At 37.2% G+C, this 21,157-nt stretch carries 21 protein-coding genes; 8 read left to right on the top strand and 13 right to left on the bottom strand.

Going from position 1 to position 21,157, the window contains the following annotated elements; all coding sequences use genetic code 11:
- Window positions 1-33 precede the first annotated feature (33 nt).
- The gene (locus tag ND812_RS02770) at window positions 34-1,680 is read left to right on the top strand and encodes a VWA domain-containing protein (RefSeq protein ID WP_265374174.1); all 1,647 of its coding nucleotides are present in this window, start codon (window positions 34-36) and stop codon (window positions 1,678-1,680) included.
- A 5-nt stretch (window positions 1,681-1,685) separates the two neighbouring features.
- Here the strand turns inward: ND812_RS02770 and ND812_RS02765 are convergent, their stop codons facing one another.
- Window positions 1,686-1,907 carry a transcriptional coactivator p15/PC4 family protein gene (locus tag ND812_RS02765; protein WP_100716083.1) on the bottom strand — a complete coding sequence of 74 codons (222 nt, stop codon included), beginning with the start codon at window positions 1,905-1,907 and terminating at the stop codon, window positions 1,686-1,688.
- Between the two features lies 1 nt (window position 1,908).
- Window positions 1,909-2,832 (bottom strand): FAD-binding oxidoreductase, encoded by a 924-nt coding sequence (locus tag ND812_RS02760; protein ID WP_265374173.1) that lies wholly within the window; start codon window positions 2,830-2,832, stop codon window positions 1,909-1,911.
- 274 nt (window positions 2,833-3,106) lie between these two features.
- Here ND812_RS02760 and ND812_RS02755 point away from each other — a divergent pair, with 274 nt between their 5' ends.
- Complete coding sequence (locus tag ND812_RS02755) at window positions 3,107-3,241, top strand: hypothetical protein (protein ID WP_265374172.1); 135 nt, start codon at window positions 3,107-3,109, stop codon at window positions 3,239-3,241.
- 14 nt (window positions 3,242-3,255) lie between these two features.
- Window positions 3,256-3,780 carry a DUF3015 domain-containing protein gene (locus ND812_RS02750; RefSeq protein ID WP_265374171.1) on the top strand — a complete coding sequence of 175 codons (525 nt, stop codon included), beginning with the start codon at window positions 3,256-3,258 and terminating at the stop codon, window positions 3,778-3,780.
- Here ND812_RS02750 and ND812_RS02745 read toward each other — a convergent pair.
- From ND812_RS02745 to ND812_RS02730, 4 genes are all read right to left on the bottom strand, one after another.
- Complete coding sequence (locus ND812_RS02745) at window positions 3,777-4,421, bottom strand: hypothetical protein (protein WP_265374170.1); 645 nt, start codon at window positions 4,419-4,421, stop codon at window positions 3,777-3,779. The genes ND812_RS02750 and ND812_RS02745 overlap by 4 nt on opposite strands.
- A complete protein-coding gene (locus tag ND812_RS02740) occupies window positions 4,396-6,558 on the bottom strand; it encodes a TonB-dependent receptor plug domain-containing protein (protein ID WP_265374169.1) in 2,163 nt (720 codons plus the stop codon). The genes ND812_RS02745 and ND812_RS02740 overlap by 26 nt, the downstream gene beginning before the upstream one ends.
- Window positions 6,558-7,151 (bottom strand): HmuY family protein, encoded by a 594-nt coding sequence (locus ND812_RS02735; RefSeq protein WP_265374168.1) that lies wholly within the window; start codon window positions 7,149-7,151, stop codon window positions 6,558-6,560. The genes ND812_RS02740 and ND812_RS02735 overlap by 1 nt, the downstream gene beginning before the upstream one ends.
- Window positions 7,152-7,223: 72 nt before the next feature.
- Window positions 7,224-7,790: an LIC20153 family lipoprotein gene (locus ND812_RS02730; RefSeq protein ID WP_265374167.1), complete on the bottom strand. Its 567-nt coding sequence runs from the start codon at window positions 7,788-7,790 to the stop codon at window positions 7,224-7,226.
- Between the two features lie 238 nt (window positions 7,791-8,028).
- Here ND812_RS02730 and ND812_RS02725 point away from each other — a divergent pair, with 238 nt between their 5' ends.
- Both ND812_RS02725 and ND812_RS02720 read left to right on the top strand, forming a co-directional pair.
- On the top strand, window positions 8,029-10,485 hold the full coding sequence (locus tag ND812_RS02725) for a sensor domain-containing protein (RefSeq protein WP_265374166.1): 2,457 nt from the start codon (window positions 8,029-8,031) through the stop codon (window positions 10,483-10,485).
- 15 nt (window positions 10,486-10,500) lie between these two features.
- Window positions 10,501-11,472, top strand: a complete 972-nt coding sequence (locus tag ND812_RS02720) for a M23 family metallopeptidase (RefSeq protein ID WP_265374165.1) — start codon at window positions 10,501-10,503, stop codon at window positions 11,470-11,472.
- Here the strand turns inward: ND812_RS02720 and ND812_RS02715 are convergent.
- Window positions 11,452-12,492 carry a hypothetical protein gene (locus ND812_RS02715; protein WP_265374164.1) on the bottom strand — a complete coding sequence of 347 codons (1,041 nt, stop codon included), beginning with the start codon at window positions 12,490-12,492 and terminating at the stop codon, window positions 11,452-11,454. The two genes, ND812_RS02720 and ND812_RS02715, sit on opposite strands and share 21 nt — an antisense overlap.
- Between ND812_RS02715 and ND812_RS02710 the strand changes: the two genes are divergently transcribed.
- Window positions 12,491-13,105, top strand: coding sequence for a hypothetical protein (locus tag ND812_RS02710; RefSeq protein ID WP_265374163.1), 615 nt, complete (start codon window positions 12,491-12,493; stop codon window positions 13,103-13,105). The genes ND812_RS02715 and ND812_RS02710 overlap by 2 nt on opposite strands.
- Window positions 13,106-13,199: 94 nt before the next feature.
- Here ND812_RS02710 and ND812_RS02705 read toward each other — a convergent pair whose 3' ends face one another.
- Both ND812_RS02705 and ND812_RS02700 read right to left on the bottom strand, forming a co-directional pair.
- On the bottom strand, window positions 13,200-14,186 hold the full coding sequence (locus ND812_RS02705; RefSeq protein WP_265374162.1) for an MBL fold metallo-hydrolase: 987 nt from the start codon (window positions 14,184-14,186) through the stop codon (window positions 13,200-13,202).
- Between the two features lie 65 nt (window positions 14,187-14,251).
- Window positions 14,252-14,824 (bottom strand): TetR/AcrR family transcriptional regulator, encoded by a 573-nt coding sequence (locus ND812_RS02700; RefSeq protein WP_265374161.1) that lies wholly within the window; start codon window positions 14,822-14,824, stop codon window positions 14,252-14,254.
- A gap of 166 nt (window positions 14,825-14,990) precedes the next feature.
- Here ND812_RS02700 and fliG point away from each other — a divergent pair, with 166 nt between their 5' ends.
- The gene (gene fliG / locus ND812_RS02695; protein WP_004785217.1) at window positions 14,991-16,004 is read left to right on the top strand and encodes a flagellar motor switch protein FliG; all 1,014 of its coding nucleotides are present in this window, start codon (window positions 14,991-14,993) and stop codon (window positions 16,002-16,004) included.
- 27 nt (window positions 16,005-16,031) lie between these two features.
- Here fliG and ND812_RS02690 read toward each other — a convergent pair whose 3' ends face one another.
- A complete protein-coding gene (locus ND812_RS02690) occupies window positions 16,032-16,520 on the bottom strand; it encodes a helix-turn-helix domain-containing protein (RefSeq protein WP_108960404.1) in 489 nt (162 codons plus the stop codon).
- 362 nt (window positions 16,521-16,882) lie between these two features.
- On the opposite strand from ND812_RS02690, the gene ND812_RS02685 reads away from it, so the two are divergent.
- Window positions 16,883-17,839, top strand: coding sequence for a glycerophosphodiester phosphodiesterase (locus ND812_RS02685; RefSeq protein WP_265374160.1), 957 nt, complete (start codon window positions 16,883-16,885; stop codon window positions 17,837-17,839).
- On the opposite strand, the gene ND812_RS02680 is transcribed toward ND812_RS02685, so the two are convergent.
- From ND812_RS02680 to pepN, 3 genes are read right to left on the bottom strand one after another with little or no spacing between them, the layout of a single operon-like run.
- Window positions 17,836-18,180, bottom strand: a complete 345-nt coding sequence (locus ND812_RS02680; protein WP_265374159.1) for a TRL domain-containing protein — start codon at window positions 18,178-18,180, stop codon at window positions 17,836-17,838. The genes ND812_RS02685 and ND812_RS02680 overlap by 4 nt on opposite strands.
- On the bottom strand, window positions 18,177-18,503 hold the full coding sequence (locus tag ND812_RS02675) for a TRL-like family protein (protein ID WP_265374158.1): 327 nt from the start codon (window positions 18,501-18,503) through the stop codon (window positions 18,177-18,179). Before ND812_RS02675 ends, ND812_RS02680 begins: the two co-directional genes overlap by 4 nt.
- 11 nt (window positions 18,504-18,514) lie before the next feature.
- Window positions 18,515-21,157 carry an aminopeptidase N gene (gene pepN, locus ND812_RS02670; protein WP_265374157.1) on the bottom strand — a complete coding sequence of 881 codons (2,643 nt, stop codon included), beginning with the start codon at window positions 21,155-21,157 and terminating at the stop codon, window positions 18,515-18,517.

Raw genomic sequence — 21,157 nt, 5'->3', positions numbered from 1 at the left:
GAAAACATTAATTCGGAATTTGCTTTTGAGGTTATGTTTTTAGAAGCAAAATTGGAATACCCAATCATCCTAGAGAGAGAAATCCAAGAAAACCATCTCTTGTTACGATTTCGAACTCCTGCCAATCCCAAGGTAGAAGATCGAAAACCTCTCGTGATTGGGCTTGCCATTGATAAAAGTTGGTCAATGAAAGGAGAAAAAATGGAAGCAGTGATTGATGCTTCTTGTGCTCTTGTCAATTGGTTAACGAGACATGATGCTGTTTCCATAGTAGTTTACTCTTCTGATGTTCAACTGATCCAACCAGTCACTCACCTAACAGAAAAAGTTTCTGTCACTGATAAAATTCGAAACATTCAGGTGGCAACATCTACCAATTTAAGTGGTGGATGGTTATCTGCACTTAAGAGTCTTACTCAAACCAAAATTCCCAATGCATACAAACGTGTATTACTATTAACCGATGGAAATCCTACATCAGGACTAAAAGAAAAGGAAGCTCTTGTAGGTATTGCTAGTGATCATTTAGCAATGGGAATCTCTACCACAACGATTGGTGTGGGGAATGATTTTAACGAAGAAATGTTGGTGGAAATAGCAAAGGCAGGTGGGGGTAATTTTCATTACATCGACAATCCAGAAAATGCATCCGATATCTTTTTTGAAGAATTTGGTGACATTGGAGCTTTGTATGCACAAGCAATTGATGTAGAACTCCAACTAGCACCAGGTGTTCGTTTGAAACAGATATTGTCAGAAACAACCCACCAAGTGTTCGAAGAATTTGATGAATTTATTGGAGATGCCAAAACCATTTCTCGTCAAAAAATCAATCTACAGTTAGGAGATTTGAGAGCTGATGACCTTCGGAATTTGGTATTACGATTAGAGATTGATGATCGTGTTCATAAAACAGAAACTCCCTTTTGCGAGGTGAATGTTTCCTATTACAATTTATTGAAACAAAATCATTTAGAGAACGTAAAAGAGTCCTATTCGTTTGAAAGAGGAAAAACCAGAGGAAAACAAGACCCAGATGTGCTTGTTGAAATTTTAATTGCCAATGCAACTTTGGGTATCAAAGAAATCACAGAGTTTGTGAAACGAGAACAAATAGAAGACGCCAAAACGATGTTATTTGGCTTAATCCAAGATATCAGAAATAATCTCCATTTTGCACCGAATGCATTAGGTTCATTACTCAATAGATTATTAGTATTGGAATCCAAAATGGCAACCAAGTCTGATGATTTACATAAACATTTATTCATGAATTCACAATTTTTATCAAAAGGAACTGATAAAATTGATTTAAAAGATGTAGTGGTCCATGACCAAATTTTTGAATACCAGACAGTCGGTGATATTGATTTGTATAAATGCCCTGAGATCAAACAACTGATGGAACAAAAAATTGCAGAAGGTTTCCGTTATATGATCATTGATTTTTCCAGAACGTCTCACATTGATTCTTCCGCAATCGGTATGGTAATTCAAATTGTGGGATGGTTACGGAGGAGAGGTGGAGAACTTGTTGTCACAAACATTCGTGACTCAGTGAAAAAAATCTTTGAGATTACGAGGTTGTACAATCACATCCGAGTCGCAGAAAATTTGCCCTCTGCAAAAGAAATTTTACAGAGGATCGTTTATGCGAATGAAGGGGATCAAATCATTTGAATTGGTTAGGCTAACCAGCGTTCGGCTTCCTCAATTGCTTCTTTTAATTCACTGACAAGAGTTGGTGCAATGGCAATCCCTTTCTGGGTTGGTTTTAATTCTCCATTGGGATCTGTATACCAAACTCGAATGTTAAAAAAAGTTTGTCCTTTGTATTCGGAAATCTCCACTCGGATGACTTCCCCTCTTCCCTTGTCAATGTCTCGGATGATTCCTGTTTTTGCCATGTTAGTACGTCTCTACAAATAATTGTTCTTTTTCTTCTAGGTCTTTTTTGAATGCTTCGTAAGTGATCTCAGTTCCGCATGCAGACATGATTTCCTGAATCACTCCCTTCTCCATTCCCTTAGGACCGCCACAAATATAAAACTTACCGTTTCCATTCACAGCATTTTTAATGGCTTCGGCATTTTCTTTTGCACGGTGGGTGATGTACATCTTTCCACCATCAAAACTGTTTTTTTCTTCGCGGCTGATTGCGGTAACAAAATGAAACCTAGAGTGTTCTTTTGCTTTTTCTTCAAAATAATCACGAAGGACAATTTCATCTGAATACGGTGCTCCGTAAATGAGCCAAAGTTGGCCTTGGAATTGGATTAGTTTTTGGACGAGTAACTCTTCCACCATTCCAAAAAAAGGACTGATCCCTGTTCCGGTCGCAAAAAAGAAAATATCACCTTTAAAATCCGTCTGTGGTAAAAGGAATTTTTTCCCTGCAGGACCAGTCATCGTCACCACATCTCCAGGTTTTAAGTCGCAGATGTAATTGGAACAAACCCCCTTATGGAGAAGGTTTCCGTTTTCATCATACACATTGTCACGTTTGACGATGAATTCGATATTGTCTTTGGTTTGGCCAAAACTATAGGATGGAGACGCAATGGAATAAAGCCGCACCGTATAACTGGCATCAGCTAGGCCTTTTGCTTGTTTTTCTGGGTCTTGGCCTGGAGGAATGATCCCAGCACTTTGCCCAATCATATACGGGTAAACAGAATGGTCGATGGCAACTGTGATGCGGTGGACCGCGGCCTCACCTTCTTTGGATTGGCGTTTTCCTTTGCCGAGTTCGGGAGTCAAACGGGTGTTTGCTAAGACTTGGGCTTGGATGGGATTGGATTTTTTGAATAAATTAATCTGAGGGGTAAGCAAAGTCGTCCTCGTAACAGGTGGTTTTACGTCAAGTTTGGCAAGGTTGGGGTTCGGGAAAAGGAGAACTTGGATCTTTCATTTTTCGTCCGAAGAATTATGTCTCTTCCTTGACTCAAAATTTGGATTTTTTAAACTTTAGTCATTCCGGCTCTCCCGCCGATCCTTAAACCAAAGGGAAATCATTTGCATGAGATCGACAGAAGTACAAGAAAAGAAGTCCTATCCATTTCCTAGCTCCGTCCTTCACCAAAAATTGGAGAATTTTACGAATACAATGCTCCAATCTCTGCAAACTGAAACCAAAACTGAAACCACATGGGCTGTGATTTCTATGACAGGTGAGGTTTTAGCCCGTGGTTCCGAGCACCCTCACATCGACCATAGTTCCGAGTCCCTTTTTACATTTTGAACTAGGAGTTGTTTATGCATACATTTCGGGGCAGGACATTTCTTTTTCTCCATATAACATTTATTAGTTTAGTTTTACTTTTTACCAATCAACCCATGCAAGCAGAGCCTTATGGAATGGCAGGTTGTGGACTTGGTTCCATGGTCCCTGTTTGGAAAAATGACATTGGGCAAGTTCTAGCTGCGACAACGAATGTCAGTTTTTCATCACAAACGTTTGGAATTACTTCAGGTACATCCAATTGTACAACAGATGGAATTGTGAAACAAGAAATGGCACAGGAAGTATTCATTGCTTATAATGAAGGTACGTTAGAGTTAGATGCAACAAAAGGGAGGGGTGAAAGGATTAGGGCTATGGCGACTCTACTTGGTTGTCCAACTCATGCAAATGAATTGGGCAAATTAATGAAAGAAAATCATTCGTATTTATTTAGTATGACAGATTTGGAAAATCAATATCGATCCAAGGAAATTTTAACTCGTCTTAAAACTCAAATTGCATCGCATTCCAATTTAAAAACTGTTTGTATGCATTAGTCGCGTATCACTCGGGAAATTTCCGAATTATAACGATACGCAGCATCTGATTGGCTTAAAAAACCATAAGCACCTAATTCAAATAAAAACGAAGCTGTGATTCCGTAACCTCCATCCGGTACAGAGTCACATCCTTTTTTACCCGCAGGGTGGATTTTCCAATCACGGGTATTCAGATAAGGAAAATCATCGGGGCAAACCACATGGCTATAATTTTTACCATCTGCATGCCTAGCTTCATGTAATAAAACGAGTAGCCGATCCAATCGGTTGAGGCTAAAAAACCCCCTTCCCAAAAGAATTTCTCCGTCTTGGTACATGGCAACGTAATCTCCAGTGGAACCAAATGTATATTTTTTGCTGCGTGATTGGATCCAACGGGAAAGTTTTTTGCCCGAAAAAGGAAATTTAAAAAACGATTCGAACTGACTGTGTCGGTTGTATGTGGTTTTATCAATTTTGATCCGTTTAGGTTCTAATGTTTCTAAATAAGCAAACGTTTCCTTTAGAATTTTATTTTGTTTTGCATTTAACTTCGATTCATCGGAAAATAGAGGTTGGTTGGAGAAAATAAATAAAAAAATGCCTAAGGGTAAGAGTAAAAGCGAACTGAATTTAGAATGTAGCTTGGAGTCCGCCATAGTAAAACCTTGGACGAATAGGATTGTAAGTAAGCTCGTATTGGTCCAAAACATTGTCTACTCCTAAAAATAGCGACATCCTCCCTTCAAAAAATTTTTTCTCCATTCGAATGTTCAGAAGTGTAAATGCTTTTCCATACACCACTTTGTTATTTTCTTCAACACTCTTTGTTTGTTGGTCAATGAGAGCTGTGCTTGTCCCTGCCGTAAAATCATTCGTAGTGCTATAAAATGGACGTTTATCTAGCCGTTTGGCGCGAAGTGCAAATTCCCAACCACCTGGAGCATTCACAAAAAAGTTCATAGTACCTTGGTGGAGGGCACGACCTTCTAAAGGTCTATCCGTTGTTAGGTCCCTTGTATCAGTCTGGTTATATCCAAGTTCTAATGCAAAATACTTTAAAAAACGAACACGCGATCCAGCTTCCACACCTCTTGTATACGCGCGTTGCACATTTTTTAATTGGAAAGTGGCAAATTCACTGGTACGAGTTCCAAAACTATATTGGATTAGGTCGGTGATATCATTTCGAAACACACTGAGGGATAATGTCCAAAATTTATAAGGAGTGTATTCGAGATCAGCATTCACTGTGGTTGATTTTTCGGGTCGGAGTTTGTCATTTCCTTCGACGGTATAACCAACACCTGGGTTTTCAAAACGTAAGTACAATTCGCGAAACGAAGGTGGTCGAAATCCTTTTCCATAACTGGCACGAAATACAAGATTACTTGTGATATCGACTTTTGTTGCAATTTTAGGAGTAGTTTGCCCGCCAAATTGTGAATCCACATCATGCCGAACTCCAGGAACTAATCGCCAAACAAAACCTTGGCGCCAAACTACCCATTCATCTTGGATAAAAGCAGCACGTCTTGTTCGGTATGCATTCCTTCGTTCCAATCGATCTGTTTGTAACTCTTCGGAAAACGATTCAAAACCAGCTGTGATCATATGATCTTTGTGAACTTCATGATCTATCTGTGCGACACCTTGCGAAGAAAATTCATTGGTAATTTCTTTTACATCGAGCTCATTCGAATTTCTTTGGTCCAATTTGTAATGGTTTTCCCAACGAGAAAAATTACCTCGCAGAGAAACCATATTGCGTTTTCCGTATGTGTATTCAAGAGCACCTAACGCTAAGAAGTCGTTTGTCATATTTGTACGATCAAACACACCACCAGTTGCTCTTGAATCGACACCAGCTTGGTTACGATTTAAATAGTTTATTCCAGTTTTTACTTTGAATTGACCATCCGGATTAAATGTCATGTTCCCTCCAAGACTATTGTCTTGGAAAGAGTTTCCTGTGGTTGCAGGAGTCCTCGGATCTAAGTCGTAAGCTGCGGATTGATTGAAACCACCAAAAAAATTAGTCGCTACAAAATCATTTTTGAAACCAACATCGGCGATCATGTTTTTTTCGCCCTGAGTTCCGAAATTCATTTGCCGGCCATTTCCATAGGAAGTACGGAATTGGTAATGTTCTGGTTTTTCTGCTTGTTTGGTGATGATATTGATCACACCCCCAATGGCATCGGCTCCGTATAAAGAAGAAGAACTACCTTTTACAATTTCAATCCGTTCGATATTTTGCACTTTAAATCGAGTCAAATCGATTGTGTTGTTGAGTCGCCCTGCAACCCGTTGTCCATCCACTAAAAATAATACATACTTCGAATCAAGGCCCAACATTTGAACTTGTGATCCGCCAAAAAATGGAGTTACATTGATTCCAAGTTGGGTATCTAACACCTCACCTAGGTTACGCGCACCTGTTTGTTCAATTCGTTTGCGGGAAATTACTTCTGTGGCAACAGCTGAGTCTTTGAGGCGACGTTCTCCACGGGAACCAGTAACAACAATTCCGTTTTTATTTTCTAACTCTTTAAATCGATCTTCTTCTGTGTTTTCTTCCTGTTTTGTTTCAACAGTCCCCGTTTGCGTTTGTTCTTGTCCTGTTTCAGATTTTGTATCAACAGGAGGAGCCGGTTGTGAATTAGGTGCCGTGATCTCTGTGTTAGGTGTTGGTTTTGTCGTTTTTCCATTAGTGCGAGTTTGCGCACGGAGTTCCCCTAAAAAGAGTAAAAACAAACAAATGATAGGAAATAGAAAATGTAGATTTGTTATCATTAAGGAAGTTTTTTCCAACGGATAGTGGGATAACCTGAGGTTCCTGCATCACTATAATAATTTTCTATATGAACAGCGTAAGTTGATGCTCCATTCCCAGAGCGGATGAGAAAGATATCAGGTTTTGGAGTTAAATTTCCGATTGTGTAAAAATACCACTCGGTTACAAGAGGATTCCCTACATAAACGGCACCAGCTCCACCTATCCCTTGGGTTGTAGTGGAGATGTCTGTGGTGAAACTTGTACAACCTTGTGATGTTGCCGATGTGGAACTAGCAATTCCAAAATCAGTTGTATTACTTTTACAACCACCACCTAGTCCAAACCGATTGGTATCACCTGAATTTGTTGCCACCTTATAGCGATTAAATGCAATATCCCATGTTAATGTATCTTTCTCTGAAAATGGAATTTGTTTATTCGATTCAAATTGGAAATAGATATAAAAATCTAAATTGGTGGCGTTAAATCTGGTTGTATAACTCCCATCCCCATTGGAACGGGAGAATACAATTTTATCCAAGGCATTAGGATTTCCTGCATTCACTAAACTAGTGATTAAATTATTCACTAACAAATCTTCATCCGTCAAAGCAGACTTCTGCCTTGCGCAAAATGAAACACTTAAAAGTAATAATCCGATGCTTAGATTACGAATCACAGTTTATGGAGAAAAAGTATAGTTAACTGCTGCTGATTGTCCATTTCTTGGAATTGCATAAATGAATACATAATATCCACCTGCACCAGAAGTTCCATTAAAGGTAATCGTCGCAGTGCTGTTTGCAATTTTATAAGACGAAGGAAATTCACTACTGGAATCGGTTGCTCCTGAAATTGAAAAATTAGAAGGAGTACTTGCTAAATTGGAAGGAGATAATGGACAAGCATCCGCTTTATATACAATGATAAAAGCACTTCCATTCACAGTCACAGTAGTTGAAGCATCCGAAGTGAGTTTGATGGCTGCTGTTGTGTGTCCTACAATTGGCACAGATCCGAGTTTTGAGATTGTTCCGGACGTAGTCCCTGTTATATCAGTTGTCCATGTGTTGATTGTTGCTTTTCCTGATGCAGAGACAGAACAATCCCCAGCAGAGGTTGTCAGAGCAGCTAGTGCCGCAATCGTCACAGTGTCTTTGTTATCTTCTTTTTTTTCACACTGGAAGGTGAGTCCACCTAAGAGAGCCAGTAGAAGTAATGTTTTAAACTTTGTAGCTAAGAAATTCATGAGAACCTCGGTCTTTTTTATCCAAACTTCCGTACTGTTATTGAGAATCAATATCATTTTATAGAGAATGATCTTTTTTTCAAACCATGACAGTACTGTGACAGAAAGAGTCTATTTTCCTTATGTTTGGTCATACGGTACTCACAAACAATGGATCGATGGCTCTCATGTCGCATACGCGTATGGTTAAAAAAATCTATTGTAAGGAAAAGGATTTTTCGTCTACTATGCCTAGATCATGTCACTGAAACAAATCACAATCTATATTGAAGAATCTGATCATAACTTCTACAATCGGCTGTTACGTGACATAACGAACATTGAAACTTGTCATGTACATAGTTTCCCATCAATCTTAAAAATCAAACCTGGCTCTATCCAAGAATCAGCAGTGTTTTTATTTTGGAATGATTCCAATGCAATGGAAAAACAAAAATTTATTTTTGAACATTTTCCCGAATCCCCTTATATTATTTTATCACCTAACATTCTTTTACCAGAACAACTTTCTCAAGTTGCGCATCCCACATTTTTGCATTTAACAGAGCCAACATATTCAGTAGGTACCTTGGATTTGGTCTTAAACTTCGCAGAACGCTTGATAGAAGATATGAACCGATCGATTGCCTATGATAAAATTCGCGAGAAGGTTGTTGTTTTAGAAAATGTCTTTGAAGAGTCATTGGACATTTTAATGCAAATTGACCCAACTACCAAACAAATCATCAATGCGAACAAACAAGCAGTTGTTGTTCTGGAATATACATTAGATGAGATTATTGGAAAAGAATTTTCTTACTTTATGCCACCAGTTGAAGTAGATGAAGATACTGAGTTTGAAGGAAACTTGATCGAAAGTGCTGCACTCAGAACAAAATCTGGGAGATTGATTCCTACAGAGTCTTCTTTTCGTTTGTTTCCAGTGAATGGAAAGATGGCAATATGGGCAACGTTCCGAGATATCACGGAACGGAAACGTTCTCAAGAACAAGTCAAAAACCAAAAAGCCTTTTATGAATTTATTTTGGATAATTTGGATTCAGATATTGCCGTGTTAAATTCAGATTTTGAATATGAATACACAAATCCCGTATTTTTATCTAATAAAGAAATCCGTAAGTGGTTATATAAAAAAACAGATCTCGAACTTGCTGAAAAATTAGATTTACCTCCCGAGTTTTATGAACGAAGGAAAAAATTCCTAGATGTCGCTGCAAAAGAAAATGAGATTGTTGAATTCGAAGAGCTCATCCAAGACCATAATGACAAATTAACTTATCTCTTAAGAAAGTACATTCCGATTGATGATTCCGAAACTAAACAAAAACGTTTTATTAGTTTTGGTGTAGATATTACGGAAAGAAAATTATCGGAAGAAAGAATTACCTACCTAGCTTATTATGATGCATTGACAGGATTATCGAATCGTACTCTTTTTATTGATCATGCGAACCAAGCTCTAAAGAATCATAAATCAACCGAAACCTTACTAGCGTTTTACTTTTTTGATATCGATAATTTTAAATTCATCAATGATAGTTTGGGTCATACCAAAGGTGATATTTTATTACAAATGGTAGGAGCAAGACTCAAACGAGTGATGACAGAAGTGGATACCGTTGCTCGTTTTGGTGGAGATGAATTTGCAATTCTGAAAGTTGATGTTCCAAATAAAAGTGCGGCTGCTGAGTTTGCGCAAAAAATTTTAGATATCTTAAGCCAACCATTTCATATCATGGGAAGAGATTTGTTCACAACTGTGAGTATGGGAATTGCTCTTTCACCTAATGACGGTGTAACATCTGCCGAGTTACTAAAAAATTCTGACATGGCCATGTACAAAGCAAAAGAATTAGGCAGAAATAATTATAAATTTTATACAAACGAACTCATTTTACGATCCGAAAAACGTTTGTACATTGAAAACTCACTTCGAAAGGCCATCCAAAACGAAGAGTTAATTTTATTTTTCCAACCTAAAATCTCTACGATTACCAACCAAGTTTGTGGAGCCGAGGCTCTCATCCGGTGGAAACATCCAGAAAGAGGTTGGGTTCCACCGATTGAATTCATTCCCGTTGCAGAAGACTCGGGTATCATCGAAAGAATTGGGGATTGGGTTTTAGAAGAAGCTTGTCGATTGAAAAAAACTTGGAGTGAAAAGAATCTACCAACTTTTCCACTTAGTATCAATGTGAGTGGTAAACAACTAGCGCGCGCTAACTGGTCTCATCGTGTACAAGCCACAATTTTACAATTTGGAATCAATCCAGAAGAAATTGAATTAGAGCTTACTGAAAGTTCGATCATGGAGAATCCAGAAAAAAGTATCGAGGCATTTGAGTATTTATCCGACCTCGGTATCAAAGTTTCGATTGATGATTTTGGAACTGGTTATAGTTCACTGAGTTATCTCAAAAAAATCAACGCTGATGTGATTAAAATTGATCGATCCTTTGTTGTAGATTTGGAACTCAATGAAGATGATCGCGCTATTTGTAAGGCAATCATCAATATGGCACATTCTCTTGGTTTAGAAGTGATAGCGGAAGGTGTTGAGAACCCTGCACAAAGGGATTTGTTACATGACTTGGGTTGTCATATGATCCAAGGGTATTTATACAGCAAACCATTACCTGAGCCAGAATTTGTTGCGTTTGTGCAAAAATTTAACGAATCCGCCAAAACAAAATAGCCGAAATTTGGAGAGATGGTTCGTTATCTTTCAATATTCTTCATAATCATTTTCTTTGTCCAAGCAGTACCTGCTGAATCTCGTGAGAATAAAAAGAAATCCCCCAAACACACAATGTCTTCAGGAAATTATTATGTAAAAAAAGAAGAGAAAAATTTTTCGCTACTCATGGAAGCTCGCAGGTTTGGCCGTGGTGAGGTTATCTTTTTACGATTAACTCCAAAAGATAAAAAATGGATCAACGAATCCTACAAAGTAAGTTGGTTAGGCAAGGATGTCATTTTAACCAAACGCGAAAATAGTATGATCGCATTTTTGCCAATCTCTCCTGACACTCCAGCAGGAGCAATGACCTTAGAGATTGTTTCCAAAATCTTTTTTGTCAAACGTGGACAAAAACAATACCAAATTATCTTAGAACCAACTAAGTTCCAAGTGATCAAAAAAAACCAACAAATCAAAGTCGATGAAAAGTTTGTCACTAAGGAATTGCCGAAGGAAGTATTGGATTTTATCCAAGAATGCAAAAACGCAAAAGAACTTGCCTTTTCAAAATCAAGCCAATTACAATTCCAAAAGAATTTTAAAAATCCTTTAGAGTCTATTTACATCACAAGTAAATTCTATGTAAGACGCGATTATAATAACAAACAAGGTCGTCCTCATGGAGGTGTTGATTTTAGAGGGAAAACGGGAACTCCTGTTTATGCCATTCAAGATGGAACAGTTGTTTTAGCGCAAAAAACATATTATGAAGGAAATTTTACCATCATCGATCATGGGAATAAAATCTTTTCTTTTTATATGCACCAAGATGAAATCAAAGTAAAAGTTGGAGAACAAGTGAAACAAGGGCAACAGATTGGAACAGTAGGGACTACTGGTATGTCCACTGGCCCTCATTTACATTTAGGTGCAAAAATTAATGGAGTGTTAGTTGATCCACTTTCACTCATTGCGTTACAATCAATTTCTGAATCGAATTGATGCTAAAAATTCACGAATGACTGATTCGTGAATTTCTCCTTTTTCTAAATTTTCAGTAATATGTAACAAAAGTTTATCGTGATTATTTGTTTCTATGATCATAAAACCTGTTTTTGAATAACGGGGCCGTAACAAATCATAAAATGTCCAAAATTTACTGACTAAGATAAATTCTTCGATTTCTTTTTGTTGGATTTCTTGTAAGTCCTCGATGTCACCTTTACTGACTTGTATTTTTAAAAATTCTGAAAATTCTTGGATCGCTTGTTCTTTTTGAAACCCAACATAATCAGGAAAATAAAAAATCCTTACAAATGGATACCGTTCTGCATCATGATCGCTAAATGATAAAAGACCAGCAATTTGACCTACACCTGTTTTGTTTTCCAAGGTTAGATCATCTGGTTTATAAAAAAACATTCCCTCTGGTAATGTAAAACCAAATTGAAGTTCTTCATTCCAATGTTCTTTTTCATTGGTGATAACCCAATTGTTTAAGTTTTTTTCTTCTATTTGGTATTTGTTTTTAAATAATAAATACGCAGATAAAACCTCAGCACCTTGCAATGCTTTAAATGAAATAAAAGCATTACTTGCAACAAGACAAAACGCAAGTAAAAGCCTTGCATATTCTGTTAATTGTAAGATCCGAATGAAAAATGCGATGATGACAAAGATAAATAAAAAGACGGTTCCTGCTTCAAACATCAACACTTCTGCTAACCAAAGAGCAAAGATAAAGAGGATTAACACTCCAATTTCAACCAATGGATGAAACGTTTCTCTCCAGTACAATTGGATGATATATAAACTTATATAAGTAATGAGAAGTCCGACGAATAAAGAGACCAAACATAAAACTAACACATAATGCCATGGAAGATGGGATTCGTGATAAACGAAAAATGGTATCACCAAAATCGCATACAATACGAGTAAATTTTTTGTGGTGCTTGGTGAGATAAATCGGACAAAGAAACCACTTGCCTGATTTTTGATTTTGTTTAGTATTTGGTTCATGTCAGCGATCACAGACTTCTTTCAAAAAATCCAAAACCAAATTGTTGAAATCCAAACTACGATCAATCAGATCAAAACCAGTTGGGAAAACTTTCAAAAGTTTTGGGATTTATTTTTTACATTAGTCCCCTGGGAAGTTCTCCTTTTACTAATCTTTTCTGTCATCCTCCTTTCTATTTTTAACTCAATCTCTCCAAGTACACCAAAAGCCAATTTGACTGTTTCGGTAGTTTTTCTTTCTGCACTTTGGCTCTACTTTTGGGGTTTGTTTGCCAAAGAAGTATCCTATAGCAAGGTCATCATTGCTTCGTTGTATATCCTTGTGCCTTTACATGCTATTGGTATGGGCCAATGGCTCTATGGTATTGGCAAAAAGGTTTATTGGAAAAAAAGACGAATTGCTCCCAAACAATGGGATGCAGCTCTCCACCAAGTATCACTTGACTACCACGAGTTTATGGGCAAAGCACATGGTTATCACAATGTGATCCAAGAAAATCGAGACTCCATTCAAAAAGAAATCGAACGATTGGAACAATCCTTACAAGGGATCAAAGGACTGTTACTCCAAAAGAAGTCGGTGGAGACGGAAAACAAAGATACAAACGGGTAATCTTAAAATTTGGATTGGGGAATCTAAATATGATTTTCAGTTTCTTTCATTGATTTTGAAACCCCAATGGATTTTACCTTTCTAATTTTGTTGATCACTCCATTGTCAAAAGTTTGGTTCCACCAATTACTTTTGGATAAAACCCAAGCGGGAATTGTGAATCATAGTCATGGGCAGGGATCACTTTGAGTCCAGGGTTATCGATTAGAAGCTGATGGACACGAGCGATTTCTTCTCCTAACTCTTTTGTATCAAAATCGACAATCCATCTTGCGCCACGAGGTTTGTGTTTGAGATTCACAAATCCTTCTTTCCGCCAAACAATATCACCTGTTAAAAAGTATGTTTCTCCATTTTCTGTATGTAAAAATAAACCAACTGAACCTTCACTATGACCTTTCATAGGAACAAAAACAACAGTTCCATCTCCATACCAATCGATACTTTTCGCATAAGATGCATAAGGTGTATTTGAAAAATTTAAATATTTCCATTTTACCGATTCACCTTCATATTGTGAAGGAATGTAACCTAATTCAATCTTTGGATTGTTTAATTCTTCTTTCACACTATGAATCTTTGCATTTGGAAAATCCTTAAGCCCACTGGCATGGTCCCAATGTAGGTGTGAAAAAAATACATCTTCAATCGAATTGATATCAACTTTATTGGATTGTAATTGGGATTTTGTTGTTTCAATCAGTTTGTATTCCATTAATAGTTTTAAGTAAAAAGGAAATACGGCGAACTGTTCTTCGATATTGGTTCCAAGGCCAGTATCAAAAAGAAAATTTCCCTTTGGGTGTTGGATGTAAAAACTGGAATGGGAAACAGTGACCATTTTCAAAATTGAGCCACCTTCAATCACAAACCCTTCTAGAGTTTTTGCTTCTCCCGTTTTTAAGATGGAAAATACCAAATTGGATTTACCCTTCGGTTTAGGAATTTGGTTAGTGATTGGATTTGAAGATACATCCCATTGGATGTTTTCATTCGGATATCCTAAAAAATACAATGTAAAACATACCAAGACAATGATGGTAAGTATCGAGATGGACTTTTGTTTTGATAGAGGTTTCATTTGTTTCATTTCCTATATTTAATTGTAACGTTGATTTTGAATTCTAGATGAAATCGTTTTTCATTTTAAGTTTTGAGCAAAAGATCTGCGGTTTTTTGAGCCATTCGAAGAGGTTCGGGAGACTTTTGGAGTTTTGACAAGAGAAGGGCTCCTTCCCATAAGGAAAGGATGGAAACAGAAAGTGTTTTTGCAACTCTCGGGTTGTACCCATTTTGAATTAGGTAAGATTCGATTGTTTTTGACCATAAAGCATACACCTCTTTACAAGCATTTGCCACAGGGATTGATTGATTCGCAGCTTCCATTGCTGTCGTGGCAATGGGACATCCTTTTCTGTAATCGCTTGTTACAATTCGATCTTCCAGAGCAGAGAACACTTGTTTGATGGCATGAGTTGGACTTTCACTTTTTGAGAGTATGAAATTAAAAAATTCATTTAATTGTTCTCCTGAGTGTAAGATGGAAAGACTTGTCAGTTCCTCCTTCCCACCAGGAAAGTGAAAGTACAGTGAACCTTTGGGAGTATCTGTTTCCCTTCCCAATTCGCTAAGGCCTGTTGCTTCATACCCGTTTTCTTCCAAAAGTCCGGCCATGACCTCAATGATCCTTTGTTTGGTAACACTTCCTTTTTTGCCCACAAAACCCATTCGTTAAAAAAATAATAGACCGGTCAACATAAAAAATTCCCGTATCCAGTGAGAAACAAAATTTGGCAGAAGGTAGGAAATTTCTCTCAAGAATAAATCTCATTGTTTTTTTCAGAGTCCGCCGATAAACTAAGTAGTACGGATTTCGGGACGAAGTATGATCAATAAGAAGCCATCGCTCACAGGAAGACAAAAGGCCGCCATCTTTTTGGTTGCGGTTGGAAACGAAGTGGCCTCCGAAATCTTTAAACACCTTCGTGAAGACGAGATCGAACAAATCACGTTCGAAATTGCTCGTTTAGATAAGATCACTCCTGAAGACAAAGAGAAGGTACTCGTTGAGTTCAATGAACTCATGATGGCACAAGAGTTTATCACCAATGGTGGTATTGACTTTGCACGGGGACTACTTGAAAAAGCACTCGGGAACCAAAAAGCCATTGATATCATTAACCGGCTCACTTCGTCCTTACAAGTAAGGCCTTTTGACTTCATTCGAAGAACAGACCCGGCTCACCTTCTCAACTTTATCCAGGGGGAACACCCTCAGACCATCGCCCTTATTTTATCCTATTTGGATCCGCAAAAAGCATCCAATATCTTATCGAACCTTCCACACCAAATCCAAGCGGAAGTGGCCAAACGGATTGCAACGATGGACCGTGTGTCACCAGACGTACTTCGCGAGGTAGAACGCGTGTTAGAGCGTAAACTCTCTACACTTGCTTCTGAAGATTATACCTCTGCTGGGGGTATTGATTCTGTGGTGGAAATTTTGAACTTAGTAGACCGTGGAACAGAAAAAACCATCATCGAAGCCTTGGAAGAAGAAGACCCGGAACTTGCCGAAGAGATCAAAAAACGGATGTTCGTATTCGAAGATATCGTTTTACTCGATGACCGTGCGATCCAAAAGGTAATGCGTGAAGTCGATAACACAGATTTGGCGAAAGCACTCAAGTCCGTAGATTCCGAAGTACAAGATAAAATCTTTAAAAACATGTCCAAACGTGCTGCTAACTTACTCCGAGAGGATATGGACTTTATGGGTCCTGTCCGTTTGAAAGACGTGGAAGACGCTCAGCAAAAAATTGTAAACATCATCCGTAAACTGGAAGAAGCGGGCGAGATCGTTGTGGCTCGTGCGGGAGAAGACGAACTTGTGGTTTAGTCCACAGGTTTCGTTTCGAATTTTTCTCTAGTTACTTCGGTTGCTAAATTTTCCCCACTTCGGTGGAAATTCAACAAGTGCATCCTTTGTGCTAATTTCACCACGTTCCAATTTTTGATTGAGTGTGATGAGTTTGTGCAAACTTCCCATCGAAAAGGAAAGTTCTGTCACATCAAAATCATCTAACCGTACTTTGGCATTCCGGCAGAAAAGTTTGAGTTCCGAAAGTATCAAAGTGACTCTCGCATTGGCATAACGAGCGACAATTTCTTCAAATTCTTCCTCATTAAAAAATTCTCTTTCTAAATCGTAATCAAATTCATTTCGAATGAGATCAATGAGTGATAGACCAAGCTCTTTAGAGACTAAAACGACATAATCAAATTTAGAGCGGATCCACTCTTCTGATTCCAATAACTCAATGGCTGATCTTGGAATATTCAATTTTTCTGATAATTGAATGCGTGTGAGATTTCTTCTCTCTCTATAATTTCTGAAATGATTTACTTTTTCCATGAGTTCCCAAAAAAAATTGTAAAAAAACGTTATTTACGTTCTGAAAAGGCTCCAAAAACGTTAAGAACGGTTTGGATGAATAAGATTCGCATGGATAAGGTTGACTTAGATTGGAAAATTTGCGTTACGCTGAAATTACGCTAAATTTCCTTTCTGGAGCCACCACCGATGTTACCGTAGGTGGTGTGCTCGTTTTTTCCATTCTTTTCCTTTTTGAGACTGGCAAAAGAAGACAAAAAGAAACAATCCATTCAATTTTTCAATCTGCGAATCATTTCATTTTTTTTGTAAAATCGAAACTTTTTTCTTACTTGATGCAATAAAATAAATCAATGGAATTTTGCAAAAGCAGGTAACCTTTGATGAAATTGATTCTCTCATTTAGTAAACTCTACATAGCCGTGAGTTTTTTTAGTTTGTTAGTTGTGAATTGTGCTACAGTTGAAACTCCCAATCGTTTGCGTAAAGACATCGACTTACAGGGACACCGTGGTGCACGCGGATTAAAACCAGAAAATACATGGCCGGCGTTTGAAGAAGCAATCAAATATAAAATGGTTACTTTAGAATTAGATACCGTTTTAACAAAAGACAAACGTGTGGTCATCCATCATGATTCTGATACCAATCCAGTCATTTGCCAAAATGTTGATGGAACTCAAATCCAAAAAAAATCATTATATGAACTTACACTTGCTGAATTACAAGCATTAGATTGTGGTTCTAAACAAAATCCTAATTTTCCAAAACAAATTCCTGTACCTGGAACAAAACTTTTATCACTCGAAGAATTTTTTGAATTAGTTTTGAAACACGAAAAAAAAACGAAAGAAGTTTATGAATTCAATATCGAAACCAAATTTCCAGATGATGGATCCGCACCTGATAGTTTAGTCAAAGAACATACTGAAAAACTCATTCAAATCATAGAAAAATATAAAGTGGTAGAGCGTTCGACAATCCAATCATTTGATATGAGAACACTTTCAGTGTCGAAACTAAAGAATTCAAAAATTAAAACTAGTGCGTTGTTCGTACCAACATACTTCCAAGGATTTTTAATGACCATTGGACTTGGGAATGGATATAGGGAGACAATTCTTGGTTTAGCAATAGAGAAACAAGCAGATATCGTTTCACCATATTTTTTATATGTAACACCAAGATTTGTCAAAACATCTCATGACAAAGGGATGATGGTGATTCCTTGGACGGTTAATACCGAAAAGGAAATGAATCGTTTGGTAACTTGTGGTGTTGATGGAATTATATCCGATTATCCAGATATGTTAGATAAAGTGGTTCGTAAAAAGAACTAAATCCCCCAAACAACCGTACATAAAGTAGAATAGAGAGAGAGGTAATTCGTTGCCTCTTTTTCGATTCGGAACACTTCTTGGATTCCTCCCTCTTGTGCTGCTGATAAAATGCTACCATCTCCCGTCACATAAAAGAATCCAATCCGTTTTAAGCATGCTTTTCCTTGTTTTAATGACTGTTTAGGGAGAGGTCTTTCCGAAACAGCAATTGTATAGGAAGCATATAGAAGCCCTGTTGGACCTAAACCTTGTGGTTGGCCTAAATTAGCGCAAGAGCTAAGGTATCCTAAGAGGATCAAAAAGACAAAATAAAATTGAATCTTTTGAAGTTTCACTTTCACTCGTTTCCAGAGATCTCAACACATAGGTTGGCATACACACCAAGTACAACAAGAGTTGTCCAATTGGTTTCAGTGACAGTTTGGATTTTGGACCTAGATTTTAGAAATTCAAAGGATGCATTTCCAAATGAAAATAATCCAAGAATGGAATGGACACAGGAAGTGACTCGTCTTTTAGAAGGTTCTCCTGTACCAAATACGCCGATTTTTGTTTTTGTAAAAATAAATCCCCTTGGACCAAATCCTGGTGATGCACAACTAACAAAAAACAGCTGAAGTAGAATCAACAATATGAAACTCAATAATATTTTTTTTTGAACCAAAGTTTGATCCTTTATTGAGTCATTAATTCTTTATGTTTGTATTTCATTTGAATGCATTTCTTCTCTGAATCGATTTGTTTTAGTAAGGTTTTTTTCACTGGTACTGGCAATTTTGGGTGATTGTTTGTGAATTTTTTTAAGATTAATAAAGTTTCATCCGTACAAAAATCGGGTGTTAAACTTTTTGCAAATGCATCCAAGTAGTTTTCATCATCTGTATGTTGGAACTTGTCCAAAGCATCAAAGTATTGGTCTAAAAATTGAAGTTGGATGTTTTTTTGGTATTCTGGAAATAAAGAATAGGAAACCACTCTAAGTGTAGAAGAGGAAAGGTTACTAGTCTTTGGATTTAATAAGACTTGAATCCATTTTTGTTTAACTTCTGGATTTGGTTCTGAAGCTTCTGCTGCTAAACTTGAATTCACACCTCGACTGGAAGGATCCAATTTTTTTTCACGATCAATGAAGGATTGAATTTTATTTCGGTCTTGTTCGAGAGAACTAAGTTTGATGATCATACTCCAACGTAAGTCTTGATCGAGTTTTAGGCCTGAAAAACTGAGTTTATTCTCCAAAATATCATATAATCTTTTTTGGCTCACTTCGGTATAAGTTGAATCGATGAGTGACAGAAATAAATACCTTTGTTCATCACTTCCCGCTTTTACTTTTTTTAACTCATCTAAAAGAAAATTTTGTAAGGAATCTAAATTCGCGTTACGTTTGGATTCTGGAAACCAAAATCGGCTAGTTAGGTATGTATAACCGTTATCACTCGCTAACTTGGATAAAATCCATCGTTTGATTTTTGTATCAGTTTCGATTTGGTACAAACGAACTGAACTGTCTTTAAATTCATCGAATGTGATGTTTGCAAGTGAAACTTGTCTGAAGTAGTCAGTCCATAAGATAAGTTTTCGCATTGGGTCTTTGTCATACTCCAATACAAATTCTAAATTTTGTTTATTAACATCTGTCCATTTCCAAATCACAAAGTCATGATCTTCGGCATTGAACAAAACATAATCAGGGCAGGATTTTACTTCTAGAATGGCTTCACTCGATCTACCGGAATAAACAACAGGGAATTGTTCGTATGAAACTTGTTTGTTGGTTTTATCAAAAAAATAGAGACCTAAAATTGTTTTATGATCACGTAGTTTGTTCTCAGGTCCAGGAGCTGATTGGATAATTTTTCCATATAGATGATTATCTGCACAAACGGTTGTGAGTTCAATTTGATTTGTACCTTTAGTCTCTAACCAATCTTTGGACCATTTTTTCATAGAGAACCCACTCACAAATTCGAGTTCTTTTAAAAAATCGAGTAAAGTAGAATTGGAATAAGAGTATTTTCGTAAATAGTTTTGAACTCCTTTTTGAAAACTTTCTTCCCCTATAAAAAACACTAATTGTTTGATTACAGAAGCACCTTTTCCATAGGTAATGCCATCAAACTGTGTAAATGCTTCTTCGGTATCATTTACCTTTGCTTCTACTGGATGGTTTGTGCTATAACCATCTTCTTCATAAGCCCATTGTTTCATTTTTTCAAAAAAACTAATCCATGTTTCTTGGAATTCGGAATTTTTAGCTTGGGCTAAACTTGCCATGTAAGTAGCAAAACTTTCGTTTAACCAGAGTCCATTCCACCATTTCATTGTGACTAAGTCCCCGAACCACATATGTGCCATTTCATGTAAAATCACATCGGATAAATTTTCTCTTTGTGAACGTGTCATCGGAGAACGTGAGACAAATCGTTCCGAAAAGGTAACGGCCGCTACATTTTCCATGGCTCCAAAATTAAATTCAGGCACAATGACTTGGTCGTATTTTTCGAATGGATAAGGAATCCCGAAGTAAGAATTAAAAAAAGCAAATCCTTCTTTTGTAAACGTAAACCAATCTTTTGGCTCTACATATTTCGCGAGAGATTTACGAACAAAAAGGCGAAGTGGAATGGATTCAGCCTTGTCTTCCCAAACTTGGTATGGACCTGCGTGTAAGGAAAACACATAAGTTGAAATTTTTTTCGATTCAGGGAATTGGTGTAAGACTTCTTCTGGATTTTCCGATTTGTTTTGTGATGTGGGAAGAGTTGTGGAGATTACTTTCCAATTTTTTGGTGCTGTTACTTGGAGTTGGAAGGTTGCCTTTAGATCTGGTTGGTCAAAACATGGAAACATTTTATTTGCGTGGAATGCTTCAAATTGTGAGTAGATATATGTTTCTTTATCGTCAGGGTCTAGGAATTTGTGGAGTCCATTCCCCGTTTTGGCATAAGGTGTTTCAAAGGAAACAGAAACTGTGTTGTTTCCAATCATCAATCGATTCGAAGGAAGTTGGATTTGTCCTTTTTTATATTCAAAATCAGTAAGCGCCTCTCCATTCAAAATGATGGATTTGATTTCTCCTTGGAAATAATCCAAACGTAAGTCTCTGATTTTTTTTCCAACAAACTGGATGTTAACTTTCCCCGTAAAACTTTCTTTAGGTGAGAGATTGATTTCTAAATTGTATTTTATATTTTCAATGGTCTCGTATCGGTATTCAGCTTCTTGTAAAGTAAGGTGATAGTTTGGTTGGTTAAACTTACAATGGATTAAGAATAGTAAACTTCCAAGAGTAAAAATGCTGAATAGTTGTTTCAT

The organism is Leptospira limi (assembly GCF_026151395.1).
Lineage (GTDB): Bacteria > Spirochaetota > Leptospiria > Leptospirales > Leptospiraceae > Leptospira_A > Leptospira_A limi.
Note: the sequence above shows the minus strand (reverse complement) of the source record. Positions and strands in the feature narration are given on the sequence as shown.